General features: G+C 53.2%; 9 protein-coding genes and 1 tRNA gene. 3 read left to right on the forward strand and 7 right to left on the reverse strand.

Annotated features, from left to right (window positions below; genetic code table 11):
• Positions 1–147 precede the first annotated feature (147 nt).
• The 3 genes from HND56_08000 to HND56_08010 form a co-directional block, all read right to left on the reverse strand.
• The gene (locus tag HND56_08000; protein ID QKK05632.1) at positions 148–1140 is read right to left on the reverse strand and encodes a hypothetical protein; all 993 of its coding nucleotides are present in this window, start codon (positions 1138–1140) and stop codon (positions 148–150) included.
• Between the two features lie 125 nt (positions 1141–1265).
• Positions 1266–1353 (reverse strand) — tRNA-Leu (locus tag HND56_08005).
• A 115-nt stretch (positions 1354–1468) separates the two neighbouring features.
• Positions 1469–2590: a glutamine synthetase gene (locus HND56_08010; GenBank protein ID QKK05633.1), complete on the reverse strand. Its 1122-nt coding sequence runs from the start codon at positions 2588–2590 to the stop codon at positions 1469–1471.
• A 191-nt stretch (positions 2591–2781) separates the two neighbouring features.
• Here HND56_08010 and HND56_08015 point away from each other — a divergent pair, with 191 nt between their 5' ends.
• Positions 2782–5694 (forward strand): ATP-dependent DNA helicase, encoded by a 2913-nt coding sequence (locus HND56_08015; GenBank protein ID QKK05634.1) that lies wholly within the window; start codon positions 2782–2784, stop codon positions 5692–5694.
• On the forward strand, positions 5684–6550 hold the full coding sequence (locus HND56_08020; protein QKK05635.1) for a 4-(cytidine 5'-diphospho)-2-C-methyl-D-erythritol kinase: 867 nt from the start codon (positions 5684–5686) through the stop codon (positions 6548–6550). The genes HND56_08015 and HND56_08020 overlap by 11 nt, the downstream gene beginning before the upstream one ends.
• 7 nt (positions 6551–6557) lie before the next feature.
• On the opposite strand, the gene HND56_08025 is transcribed toward HND56_08020, so the two are convergent.
• The gene (locus tag HND56_08025) at positions 6558–6887 is read right to left on the reverse strand and encodes a septum formation initiator family protein (GenBank protein ID QKK05636.1); all 330 of its coding nucleotides are present in this window, start codon (positions 6885–6887) and stop codon (positions 6558–6560) included.
• 156 nt (positions 6888–7043) lie between these two features.
• Here HND56_08025 and HND56_08030 point away from each other — a divergent pair, with 156 nt between their 5' ends.
• Complete coding sequence (locus HND56_08030; protein ID QKK05637.1) at positions 7044–7844, forward strand: hypothetical protein; 801 nt, start codon at positions 7044–7046, stop codon at positions 7842–7844.
• 113 nt (positions 7845–7957) lie between these two features.
• Here the strand turns inward: HND56_08030 and dnaE are convergent, their stop codons facing one another.
• The 3 genes from dnaE to add are packed head-to-tail and all read right to left on the reverse strand — an operon-like array spanning position 7958 to position 13046.
• Entirely contained in the window at positions 7958–11431 is a 3474-nt protein-coding gene (gene dnaE, locus HND56_08035; protein ID QKK05638.1) for a DNA polymerase III subunit alpha, read from the reverse strand.
• A 38-nt stretch (positions 11432–11469) separates the two neighbouring features.
• Entirely contained in the window at positions 11470–11961 is a 492-nt protein-coding gene (locus HND56_08040) for a hypothetical protein (GenBank protein QKK05639.1), read from the reverse strand.
• Positions 11958–13046: an adenosine deaminase gene (add, locus tag HND56_08045; GenBank protein ID QKK05640.1), complete on the reverse strand. Its 1089-nt coding sequence runs from the start codon at positions 13044–13046 to the stop codon at positions 11958–11960. The genes HND56_08040 and add overlap by 4 nt, the downstream gene beginning before the upstream one ends.
• Positions 13047–13051 lie beyond the last annotated feature (5 nt).

Here is a 13051-nt window from a genome sequence, read left to right on the forward strand (position 1 = left end):
AACTTACCCTAAACAGCCCGCCTCACGCCTTGATTTGGATCAAGTTTTTATGACTTACAATAGAGTTGAAGCAAGGTTTCAGGCCTCTTAAAAAAAATAGCGCCCCTGCTTTTGCAAGGGCGCTATTCCTAAAAATATTTATTATTTTTATTTGCCGGGAGCTTTCGGCGCTTTAATTGCCGGAACAATTTCCCGCATATCTACCAAAGTGGAGGCACCGCCGCCGGATACGGCAGGTACGGAACCATCCCATTTGCTTGTTTGCAGATAGGTCGCAATATTTTCCTGACCAATAGCTTCAACAATTTTCAGGAAACCTTCCGCTTCGGCTTGCGCAATGGCAAGGTTACCAATAGCTTCAGCTTCTTTTTGCTTTTGCAGCTGATATGCGGCAGCATCGGCTTCCAGTTTTTTGGCTTCGTTCGCGCCTTCTGCCGTCACGATTGTTTTGTCTTTTTCAACACGTTGCTGCTCCAGCTCTGTTCTTTTTTCGTCCAGAACGGCTTTGGCGTTCGCAGCTTTACTGACCGCTCTTTCAAAGTCATCATCAAAATCAAAATTCGGCATTTTGACGGCGACAACTTCAATACCCAGCAGATCTTTCACTTGCTTGCCGGTTTCTTCGGTTACCTGCAACATGATCTGCTCGCGATTCTGCGCTACATTTTGCGCTTCTTGACGACCCAGAGCGCTTTTTGCAGCATCCATCACCGTTGTTTCAAGCTTGCTGAGATAATCGGGGTTGTTTTTAAAGATTGAGACAAGCTCGCCTTCCGGCATTTTGTACATCACGGTCAATGATGCCGTAATGACCTGGTTGTCCCGTGTATATGTTGACACAACCGGATAATCAGCTTGTTGCAAAGAAATATCGACTTTTTTAACGGATGTTAAAAACGGCATTTTCAGGCTAAAGCCCTGAGAACGGAGCTGATCCGCACTCTCTGTGACCATTTCACCGAGGCGGTAATCAATACCACGCTCTGTTTCTTCCAGGATTGTAAAGGAACCCAAGCCAAGACCAACCGCACCCACCAGAGCAACACCGGCAAAAGCTTTTGAAGGCGAAAAATTAAATTCTGTCATTGTGTATTCTCCATTACCAAATTTCGTTTTGTTACATTCGCAACGTTCATCCAATATTAAACGTTCAGGGACTATATGTTAATATACACAGTATGTCAAATGAATATGATTAAATAATTGTTTATAAGGCACAATACCGGCTTGCCTTTTTAAACTTCAGAACTGAAAGAGAGAAAATTTGGTGCGAGCGGGGGGACTTGAACCCCCAAGGGCACAAGGCCCGACGGATTTTAAGTCCGTTGCGTCTACCTATTCCGCCACGCTCGCTTGAAGACTTTTTTAATTTATTCCGCACAGCCGCCGCTGGCAAGTAAAAAGGAAACAGACCGCCTTCGAAAAAGCGGCCTGTCTCTGAAAAAATATAATACTGCAGGACAGCGGCTTAAACCGCAGCAACCGCAGCAGGTTTTTTCGCATCTTCGCGCGGCCATGCCGTAAACTGCATTACCGCTTCGTCAACACCGCAAACCGTTGTGCACAGACGTGCCGCAACCAGATACGGGTCAGCATTTGCACCCGGACGGCGGTCTTCAAAATAACCGTAGCCCTTATCGGCAACCTGACGCGGAATACGGATAGAGGCACCGCGGTCGGCATCACCTGCACGGAAAGTGTTGATGTCACAGGTTTCATGATGACCGGTCAGACGACGCTCCAGACCATGACCATAGAGCTTGATATGTTCTTTATGCTTTTTCTCAAGCGCTTTCACCGCTTTTTCAATTGCCGCTTTGCCTGTTTTTGTATCACGAATCTCCTTTGTCGAGAAGTTCGTGTGCATACCTGCCCCGTTCCAGTCGCCGGAGACCGGCTTGTTATGTGTGGAAACGACAATGCCGTATTGTTCGCCAACGCGGTACAACAAGTAACGTGCAAGCCAGAGGTGATCGGACACGGTCAGCACATCATTGGCTTCGCCGGCATCACCGCGGTAACCGATCTGGAATTCCCACTGGCCGGGCATGACTTCGGCATTAATGCCGTAGAACAGCAGACCGGCATCAAGACACATCGCCGCATGTTCTTCAACCATCTCGCGGCCATAAACTTCATCCGCGCCCACGCCGCAGTAATACGGCCCCTGCGGTCCGGGGAAGCCGCTTTCCGGCCAACCCAGCGGCGTACGGCCGTCAAACAGCGTATATTCCTGTTCAAAGCCTGCCCAGGGCTCATGTGCGGCGGCTCCGGCATCCAGAATGGCGCGCAACTGTGCGCGGGAGTTACTTTCATGCACATCGCCATTCGGCGCGTAAACTTCCGTCATCACCAGATAGCTGCCCGGACCGCGGAACGGATCGGGAACAAAAGCCACCGGCTTCAGGATACAATCGGAATCATGCCCTTCAGCCTGACGCGTTGAAGACCCGTCAAAGCTCCACTCGGGAAAATCTTCGAGTGACGGCTCAAGGCCGAGTTTGACAACACGCGTTTTCGAACGCAGATAGCGCGTCGGCAACGCACCGTCAATCCAGATATATTCAGCAAAACCAAATTCAGCAGACATGGTAAAAACCCTCTCTTTATTTAAATAGACACACAGTTACATGACGATATTCTGATATTCAATTCAAAGATAAAACCATCTGTAGAAAATCTCAACCGAAATTTTGCACCGCAACAAAGAAAAGAACACAGGGAAAGCATGGTATTTCGCAGGCGAATCCTGTATTCTAATTCTCCAGACAGAAAGAAAAAATGACAAGCGAAGCATTACCTCATACCCTATCTGCGGATTCAAACCCCGCCGAAGAGCTGACGGAACATATCCCCGCTCCGGTGCCTGCCCCTGTGCGGCGCGGCGATATTGTCATGACCGCGCCCGTACTGACCCTGCGCAAACGCAAGGCTCATTATCTAACAGCGGATGGGGAGGCGCTGACACCGAAACCTGCGGAACTCGGCCGCCTGCTTTCGGGGCAGATGCCGCTGGTCTGCCATGCCCCGTCCATTGCGCAGCAGCTGAATATCGCGCCCTTTGCCGCTTATGATGTGCTGGAGCTGTTTGCTTTTGTTTATCCCGCCCGTTTCTGTCTGCCGACAACTGCCGGACTTGTGGCAGAGCTCGGCCTGTCCGCACCTGTTACCACAGCAGAGGAGGAATGCGTCGCCCTGCTGGATATTGCCCAGCATCTGCTGGCAGCCCTGACCGAAACCGGACGCAACGAAACATCTGACCCCGCCGCCATGGCATGGATGATGGGGCCGGGATTATCGGCAAACGGTGACAGCGGCGCAGCAGGATGGCCATGGGCTGATCTTGTTTTAAAAACGCTCGGCAAAACAGAAGAATTCGCGGATGAACGCACATTGCGCAACGCCGTCAAAGTCTGGAACCGCCTGCAGGAATGGGCGGAAGAAGCCCCGCCCCCGCCGCCCGGACATCAGCCCGTTTCCACGGAAGAGGCCGAACAGGCTTTGGCGCGCCTGCTTGACGCACGCGGCGGCGACACACGCCCGCGCCCATCACAACAGCAATATGCCGCCGGGATCATTCCCGCCTTTAACCCGCGCAACCGTGAAAATCTTCCCAATACCGTCATTGCCGAAGCCGGTACGGGTACGGGAAAGACACTTGGTTACCTTGCCCCTGCGGGTGAATGGGCGGAAAAGAATGAAGGCTGTGTCTGGGTATCAACCTATACCAAAAACTTGCAAAGGCAGGTCGATGAAGAACTCTCGGCGCTTTATGCCGATGACAGTGAAAAAAGGCGCAAAGTCGTGATCCGCAAAGGCCGCGAAAACTACCTTTGCCTGCTCAATCTGGAAGAAGCCCTCGGCAGCCTTGCCGCCCGCAACAATCCGCGCTATGCCACCGCACTGGGGCTTGTCGCCCGCTGGACGGCGGCCTCCCGCGACGGCGATCTGCATGGCGGCGATATGCCGGGCTGGCTGCCCGGTCTGGTCGGCTGGAAAGCAACACACGGGCTGGCAGACCGCCGCGGCGAATGTATTTTCAGCGCCTGTCAGCATTACCACCGCTGTTTTGTCGAAAAAAGCCAGCGCCTGTCACAGCGCGCCCGTATTGTCGTTGCCAATCACGCGCTTGTCATGCACCGCACCGCTCTCTCACATCCGCATGATGTTTTACCAAACCGCTATGTTTTCGATGAGGGCCATCACCTTTTTGACGCCGCTGACAGCGCCTTTGCCCTGCATCTGTCAGGACGTGAAGCGGCCGAATTACGGCGCTGGCTGCTGGGTACCGAAACGGAGAACGGCGGTCAATCGCCCGGCCGCAGTCGCAGCCGCGGCCTGCAGCGCCGCGTGGAAGAACTGGTTGCCGGCGATGAAAAAGCCCGGCATGCGCTGGATGATGTGCTGGAAGCCGCCCGCACGCTGCCGGGTTACGGCTGGGCGCGCCGCGTACAATCCGGCCAACCGAAAGGGCTTAGCGAAAACTTCCTGCATCTGGTGCGGGAACAGGTCTATGCCCGCAATACCGGCGGGCAGGACATGCTTTACTCTCTGGAAGCCGATGCATTGCCGCCGATTGACGGCTTGTTTGAAGCCGCCTACGCTCTGTCCTGCCGTCTGCGCGATTTGAACCGCCCGCTGCAAACGCTGATCAATCTGCTGCAAAAACAGCTGGAAGAAGGCGCGGACACACTGACATCGGACACCAAACGCCGCATTGAATCCGTCTGCCACAGCCTACATTTCCGCGCCAATCTGGTTATCGCCGGCTGGGTGGATATGCTGGGCTGCCTGCAAAGCCAGACGAGTCACGATGCCTTTGTCGACTGGTTTCAAGTTGAGCGTATCGAAGGCCGCGAATATGATATCGGCATGTATCGTCACTGGGTTGACCCGACGCGCCCCTTTGCCGCCAATCTGAAGCCGCATGCGCATGGCGTGGTTGTCACATCGGCCAGCCTGCTGGATACGGTCACCGAAAGTGATGACGGCTGGAATCATGTTGCACAACAGACAGGGGTTGTACACCTGACCGAAGATGCGGGTGCCTCGGCAGCCCGTGTAGAGCTACCCTCCCCTTACGACTATGCTGCGCAGTCACGTATTCTGGTTGTGACGGATGTGCCGCGTGAGAAAAATACACAGATCGCCATGGCCTATGCCGCACTGTTCAAAGCTGCGGGCGGCGGTGCACTCGGATTATTCACCGCCATTCAGCGGCTGAAAAATATTCATGCGCGGCTGTTGCCCGAACTTGAGGAAAGCGATTTGAAGCTTTACGCCCAGCATCTGGACGGGCTGGATCCGACAACGCTGACAGCCATGTTCCGCATGGAAGAAAATTCCTGCATGCTGGGAACAGATGCCACCCGTGACGGCATGGATGTACCGGGACGCTCCCTGCGGCTGATCGTGTTTGACCGCGTGCCCTGGCCGCGCCCGACGATTTTGCACAAGGCAAGACGCAAATATTTCGGGCAGGGTTATGATGACCGCGTCACCCGTTTTCGCCTGAAACAGGCTTATGGCCGCCTGATCCGGCATGAACAGGATCAAGGTATTTTCGTGATGCTGGACAGCCGCTTGCCGACGCGTCTGACTGCCGCCTTCCCGAAAGATGTGCCGATTGAGCGCGTTGGTCTTGCCGAAGCCGTCGATATCATCAAAAACTTTTTGCCCGCAGATGACATTTGAGCCTTTTTCCATCACCGCCCCCGCCAAGATCAATCTGTTCCTGCATATCACAGGGCGGCGTGCGGACGGATATCATCTGCTCAACACTCTGATTGACTTCGCCGATAGCGGCAGCCTCGCCTGCGACCGTCTGGATTTTGCTCCGGCAGAAGAATTCTCCCTGCATATCACAGGTGATTTTGCTGCAGCATTACGAGAAGAAGACCCGCAGCAAAATCTGATCACCCGCGCGGCAAAGACGCTCTGCGGCAGCCTGCCGCCCGTTGCGGTTAGGCTTGTCAAAAACCTGCCCGTCGCAGCAGGTATCGGCGGCGGCAGCGCCGATGCCGCCGCCTGTTTGAAAGGATTGTCCCGACTGTTGGAAAAACACCTTCCGCTTGATGATGCCGCAACACTCGGCGCTGATATTCCCGCCTGCCTTGCGGGCAAGCCTGTCCTCGCCCGCGGCATCGGTGAAGAGCTGCATCCCGTTGCCTTACCCCGTTACGCCTTATTGCTGGTTAATCCGAGAAAAACGCTTTCAACACCGGATGTCTTCCGCCGCTATGCCGCCTCTGATCCTGCTTTTCACACCGGCGACAGCTTGGCGGACGCCTTCTCTTTGGAAGAACTCATTGCCTGCGTCACCAACAGCCGCAATGACCTGCAAAGTGCTGCTGCGGCCTTAATGCCGGAGATTGGTGATGTTCTGCATGAGCTTGAAGATCAACATACCTGCCTTGCCGCCCGCATGTCCGGCAGCGGCGCAACCTGCTTTGGTATATTCGCCGATGATAAGGCGGCGCAAAGCGCGGAACAGGCGATCAAAACAGCGCATCCGGACTGGTGGTGCGCTATTGCAAAAACATTCTCTTAGAAAAAAATCAGTACAGGCTGCCGGAAAGCGGCAGAACATGCTCATCAGGATGCAGATAGCCGAGTTTTGTGCGCACCTGTTCATCCAGCATATCTTCATCAATTGCAGGCGGGCGCAGTAATTCGACGCGGTGCTGCAATTGCTGTTTTTCAGCATCCAGCGCCGCATATGCGGCAGCGGCGGCGCTTTTCTCCGCACGCAGATTTTTCAGCGCCGTATAGCCGCGCTCCCCCTGCACCAGATGCAGCGTGAAATAGGAAAACAGTAGAAAACCGAGGAACGACCAGAAGGATCGTTTAAAAGCTTTGCCGGTTGGAAAGAAACTATTGGGGGGCATATTTAAAAACTCCGCTCTTATTACAGAATCATATGCGCCGCCCTGCGTCAATCATTTATCGAAAAACCCGCCCGTTTTTATTGACATAATCATATACTCATGTTATAAAATACCAGCAAAACACTTTAAATAAACGATCATTCAAAGGGAATAGTCATGGCCAGCGCAGGCGAATGGATCAAATACCATGTGATGAACACATTGGAGCACAGCTTTGATAAAGACGGCAAACTGGTTGCCGCGATTGTCGTTGCCGCCGCCGCCAGCGGCGGGTTCTTTATTTCCGATGCCGTGCAGGATTATAACACGGCCATGGATAATCAGGGTATTGAAGCGGTCGAAACCGCCTCCTATGAAGCACTTTCCTCCCAAATTGTCGATTTTCAGCGCAATGCGCAAGCCCTTGATGTCATGCAGCAAAAACTGGATTATTACGATGATTTAAGCCGCGACGAAAAAACGCCGCAGACGATTGATGAGGAAGCCGCCCTGCAAACGCAATTTGCCGATCTTCAGCGTGATCTGAATACGCAGGTGAAAGAGATTTCCGTCGCCGCCTTTACCAGCGGCAATACAACAGACGGTGTTGCCATCGGCGAAGAATCCCTCAGCAGTTTGTGGAAACAGCTGGATCATACATCACCTAACCTGCAAACCTTGAACACGACCTATGACATCACAAAGTTTCCGGCCCCTTCCTTCGCTTATCTGGATGAGGCCCGCGCGGAAACGGAAGTCAATAAGAATGCCCCGCTTGATGTTCAATTCAATGCCGCCACGGAAATCGCCAATGACTCCAGCGGTAGCGCATTGGGCAACGGCTTTGGCGCCTTTTTCATGATCTTACTGGCAACCGCCGGCGTCGGTCTTGGCGGCGGGCTGGTAAACAGTAACCGCAAGCGGCAATTCGGTCGTAACGGACATCGGCCAAAGCCGAAAAAACCGGGCGCACATTAAAACATCATATTAAAACGCATAGCGTGCCGTATGGGTTAGGCACAAGGAGCGAGGTGTACGGGAAAGTACATGAGCGACGATGTAACGCAGCCTATACGGCACGATAGATGTTTTTACATTTCAAGAACATCGGCAACACCGTTGATCTGCCGCAAGCGATGGCGCATTTGTTGCGAGACAGCCCATTTCTCGGGCAGCAATATCAGCGCCTCCTGATGAGAATCATACAGCTTGGCCAGTATTTCGACACTTTTATGACCGTCTTCTTCCGCATCGGCATTATCCAGAATGTTATGTATTTCAGCCGCCGCCCCCTCTTTATCAATGACAATGCGCACGGTCTGCGTTGCCTCTTCGACATGCGGCGTCAAAAGCTCGACCTTCTGCGCCAGAAAACGCACTTCGTCTTCACTCTGTTTATCAACATCGACCGACATGAGAAGCGACTCCCCGGCGACAAGAATATCGCGGGAGGATGCCAGCACATCCGAAAACATCATCACTTCATAAACGCCGCCGCCGTCAGAAACTTGCATAAAGGCAAAACGGTTGCCCTTTGCAGAGACGCGTTCGCGCTTTTTCAAAACAATCCCCGCCATTTTAAAGCGCGTTGTCGGTGATTCTTCAATCTTCTGCAAAACTTCACCTGATGAAACCACCCGCAACCGCCTCAATTGCTGTTCCATTGTATCCAGCGGGTGTGCCGACAGATAAAAACCGACGGCACCGAATTCTTTCTGTAAGGATTCCAGCGGGTCCCATTGTTCAACATCGGGCAGCGGCGGCAGCGCCAATGAACTTTCTTCCGCGCTGCCGAACAGGCTTTCCTGTCCGCTTTCTTTTTCTTCGGCAACGCTGGTCGCGTAACGCAGCAACATTTCCGCCGCCGCATGCGCTTGCGCCCGGTTCGCGACAAGACTGTCAAAAGCCCCCGCAGCAGCCAGTGCCTCCATCTGGCGGCGGTTCATATTGCGATAGCCCGCACGGCGCATCAGATCATAAATATCCTTGAATGCGCCATTGGCACGGCGTTCCTCGACCAGCTGCTGCATCGCCTGTTCGCCAACACCTTTCAGCGCCGCCAGCGCATAACGAATAACTTTCTCGCCCGTTTCCTCCACGGTTTCGACACAGAAATTGACCTCGGATTTATTGATGTCCGGCGGCAGCAGCGTGATCTTCATATCCCGCAGCACCTGACGAAATTCACCGAGTTTATCAGTGTTACCGCGATCAAAGCACAGTGTCGCCGCCATAAATTCAACGGGGTAATTCGCTTTCAGATAGGCGGTCTGATAAGCGATAAAGGCATAGGCAGCCGAGTGCGCACGGTTAAAACCATAACCCGCAAATTTTGCGACCTGATCAAAAATCACGCCGGCATTGTCACCATCCACATCATTTTTGACCGCACCTTCAACAAAAATTTCGCGCTGACGATCCATCTCCTCCTTAATCTTTTTACCCATCGCCTTACGGAGAAGGTCAGCTGCGCCAAGACTGTAACCCGACAAAGTCTGCGCCACCTGCATAACCTGTTCCTGATAGATCATCACGCCATAGGTCTCGGCCAAAATCGGCTCCAGCGACGGGTGCATGAAATCCTGCTCCTCCTGCCCGTGCAGACAGGCAAGATAACGCGGTATATTTTCCATCGGACCCGGACGGTACAGTGCCACGGCAGCAGCAATCTGCATGAATTTGCTCATCCGCATCTGGCGGCATAGATCACGGAAGCCCTGACTCTCCAGCTGGAAGACGGCACTGGTATCGCCTTTGGCCAGCATCGCAAAAGTTTTCTCGTCATCCAGCGGGAACTCCAGCGGATCAAGCTTCTCGCCTGTCTCTTCCTCAATAATATCAATCGCCCGCTTCACAACCGAGATGGTTTTCAATCCCAGAAAATCGAATTTAACCAACCCCGCCTGCTCGACATATTTCATGTTGAACTGCGTCACCGGCATATCAGAGCGCGGATCGCGGTAAAGCGGCACAAGCTCGTCCAGCGGACGGTCACCGATCACCACGCCCGCTGCATGGGTGGAGGCATGGCGGTACAGCCCTTCCAGATCAAGGGCAATTTCAATCAGCCGGGCGACATTTTCATCACTGTCACGCGCAGCGCTTAAATCAGGCTCACTATCCAGTGCCTCCTGCAATGTTACCGGATTGGCGGGATTGCTGGGAATCAGCTTGGCAATTCTATCGACCTGACCATAAGGCATTTGCAGCACGCGTCCGACATCACGCACCACAGCCCGCGCCTGCAATTTACCGAAGGTGATAATCTGCGCCACGCGGTCACGCCCGTAACGTTCCTGCACATAATGGATGACCTCGTCACGGCGCTCCTGACAGAAATCGATATCAAAATCCGGCATGGAGATACGTTCAGGATTCAGGAACCGCTCGAACAGCAGATTCATATCAATCGGGTCAAGGTCAGTGATTTTCATTGCCCAGGCAACAACCGACCCCGCTCCCGAACCACGACCCGGTCCGACAGGAATGTCGTGGTCTTTCGCCCATTGGATAAAATCGGCAACGATCAGAAAATATCCGGCAAAGCCCATCTTGCACAAAATATCCAATTCGAAATCGCGGCGGTCATAATAGATTTTGCGCTGCGCGTCTTTGTCCGCTTCGCTCATATCATCGGTAAAGACATATTTTTCAAGACGCCAGTCCAGCCCTTCGGCGGTTTCACGGCGCAGGGTTTCTTCCTCTGACGTATCTTCAGCATCCGTAAAACGCGGCAGGATCGGATCAATCGGTTTCAGCAAAAAACTGCAGCGCTGCGCGATCCGCACGGTATTTTCCACCGCTTCGGGAAGGTCGGAGAATAGCTCGACCATTTCCGTTTGCGATTTAAAATAATGCTCTTCCGTGACGCGGCGGCGGCTTTCCTGCGAGACATAAGCGCCCTGCGCAATACACAGCAATGCATCATGCGACAGATGCATGCGGCGTTCGGGGAAATAGCAGTCATTGCTCGCCACCAGCGGAATATTGTGCTTATAGGCCAGATCAAGAAAACCCTCTTCCGTGGCCGCTTCATCCGCTGTGCCGTGACGCATTAATTCGATATACAGCCTATCCTGAAAAGCGGCTTTCAGCATCAGCAGGAATTCTTCAGCCTCTTCCAGTTGCCGTTTTTGCAGGAACTGCCCGACGGGACCGCCCGACCCGCCTGTCAGACAAATCAGCCCTTCGTGATGTTCCACAAGCGTTTCCGGCAGAATATGTGACGGTTCAGCTTCATCCGTTTCAAGGAACGCCTTACTGCTAAGCTTCAACAGATTGCGGTATCCGGCATCATTCTGCACCAGCAGAACAACCGGTACCGGCATATCGCTCGCTTCACATTTAACGGCCAGCTGGCAACCTATGATCGGCTGCACACCTTTCCCTGCCGCCGCAATGGAAAATTCCAGCGCCCCGAACAAATTATTCGTATCGGTTACCGCCACAGCGGGCATATCGTCATGGATACATTGTTTGACCAGTTCGGGAATACGGTTTGCCCCTTCCGCCAATGAATAGGCGGAATGCACGCGCAAGTGAATGAATCGGGGCTTTTCGGACATTATTTTTTATAGCCCAAAAGACCTGACTGTTCCACAGCTCATTTGGAAAGAAGCGGTTTGATATGGCCGAAAGGGTCATCCGCCGCCGCAAGGCCGGTAATTTTTATCTGCTGCAGCTTCAGTCCGCCGATTTGCAGCGGCGTGTCAAAGATAATAATAACATTCACAAAGCCTGCGGCGCGGTCTTTCTCCGAAATTTTCTCATCCGCAATAAAATCCCGGATATTGTCGTAGGAAACGGACCAGATTTCCCGCGCGCCTCTGGAAAGCGCCAGAGAGGACTTATAAGCTTTTAGAGATGCCCCTGTCTGCTTGGCCAACAAAGGCGGCAGCACAATCGACCAGAATACATCTAAAGCCGCCACCCCCAGCACAAGGTAGAAAATCAACGGCTCCACATCCATCAGCAGTTTGATGACCAGTGCCGCAATCCCCAGAAACAAAGCCCCCAGATAAAGGAATATGCGGATCAGCGTAATTTGGGATTTCAATATGGATGTCGTGAAAATATAAAGCGGTTCTTCCGTCACCGTCTGTTCTCCCTATTCCCCGGCTGTGCGGCGTTTCCCGCAGAGGGGACGGCTTTCATATCTGCGGCATAATCATCAATTTTTTTCAGCAACTTTTCGCGGGTCGCCTCGTCAACGAAAGCCGCCTCAACCGCATTCCGCGTCACTTGCAACAGCTCTTCCGCCGTAAAGCCGAATTCCTCTGCCGCTATTTTGTATTCCTGACCGATCGTGGTTTTAAAGAAAGGCGGGTCATCGCTGCCGAGCGTCACCTTAAAGCCTTCATCAAATAATTTGCGCAAAGGGTGCGACGCATAATCCTGAAACACATTCATAACCAGATTGCTGGAAACGCAAACTTCCGGCACTGCACCGAATTTTTGCATCTCTTTCATCAAATCCTCATCTTCGATAATGCGCACCATATGCCCGTAACGGATACAGCCAAGCTGTTCCTTTACATCGCGAATACTCTCCGGTCCGGCTGCCTCCCCCGCATGGGCGCTCGTCGCCAGCCCCGCATCCGATGCGATTTTAAAAGCAGGCGCAAAATCCGTGACCGTATGCGCGTTTTCATCTCCTGCCATATGAAAGGCCGTCACCAATTCATGCGGGTAATCAACGGTTTGCTGCGCCACTTTCACGGCATTGTCAGGCCCGTAATGGCGGACACAGGCAGACAGCAATCGCGCCTCTATTCCCGTTTCCTCCCGTGCCTGGTAAACGCCTGCGGCAATCGCATCCACCATCTCCTGATAACTCAGCCCGACGGATGCGCCGTGATCGGCGGAGATAATCAGCTCTTCATAAATCGCCCCCTCCGCCGCGCAGCGTTTCAGATAGTCACAGGTAATGTCACGGTAATCATCTGCGGTTTTAATCAGCGCTGCGACCTTATCATAAGCTTTCAGAAAACCGACCAGATCTCCCGCCGCCGTACCGTCACTGTCCCAGCGGTATCCTGTACCGTCATCAGTGAACAGATCATCGGGTAGATCAATGCCGTTTTTTTTGGCCAGTTTCTTTGCCATCGCGGGCGCAATCGTGCCTTCCAGATGTGCGTGCAGTTCCGCTTTCGGCAGTTTTGCGATTTCCGGTTTTGCCATGTCGA

It is taken from the genome of Pseudomonadota bacterium (genome assembly GCA_013285465.1).
Classification (GTDB): Bacteria; Pseudomonadota; Alphaproteobacteria; order Micavibrionales; family CSBR16-224; genus CSBR16-224.

Bases quoted from the DNA above. Each gene is read 5' to 3' on its own strand.
- HND56_08010 (QKK05633.1), bottom strand. From the start codon at position 2,590: ATGTCTGCTGAATTTGGTTTTGCTGAATATATCTGGATTGACGGTGCG.
- HND56_08015 (QKK05634.1), top strand. From the start codon at position 2,782: ATGACAAGCGAAGCATTACCTCATACCCTATCTGCGGATTCAAACCCC.
- HND56_08020 (QKK05635.1), top strand. From the start codon at position 5,684: ATGACATTTGAGCCTTTTTCCATCACCGCCCCCGCCAAGATCAATCTG.
- HND56_08025 (QKK05636.1), bottom strand. From the start codon at position 6,887: ATGCCCCCCAATAGTTTCTTTCCAACCGGCAAAGCTTTTAAACGATCC.
- HND56_08030 (QKK05637.1), top strand. From the start codon at position 7,044: ATGGCCAGCGCAGGCGAATGGATCAAATACCATGTGATGAACACATTG.
- dnaE (QKK05638.1), bottom strand. From the start codon at position 11,431: ATGTCCGAAAAGCCCCGATTCATTCACTTGCGCGTGCATTCCGCCTAT.
- add (QKK05640.1), bottom strand. From the start codon at position 13,046: ATGGCAAAACCGGAAATCGCAAAACTGCCGAAAGCGGAACTGCACGCA.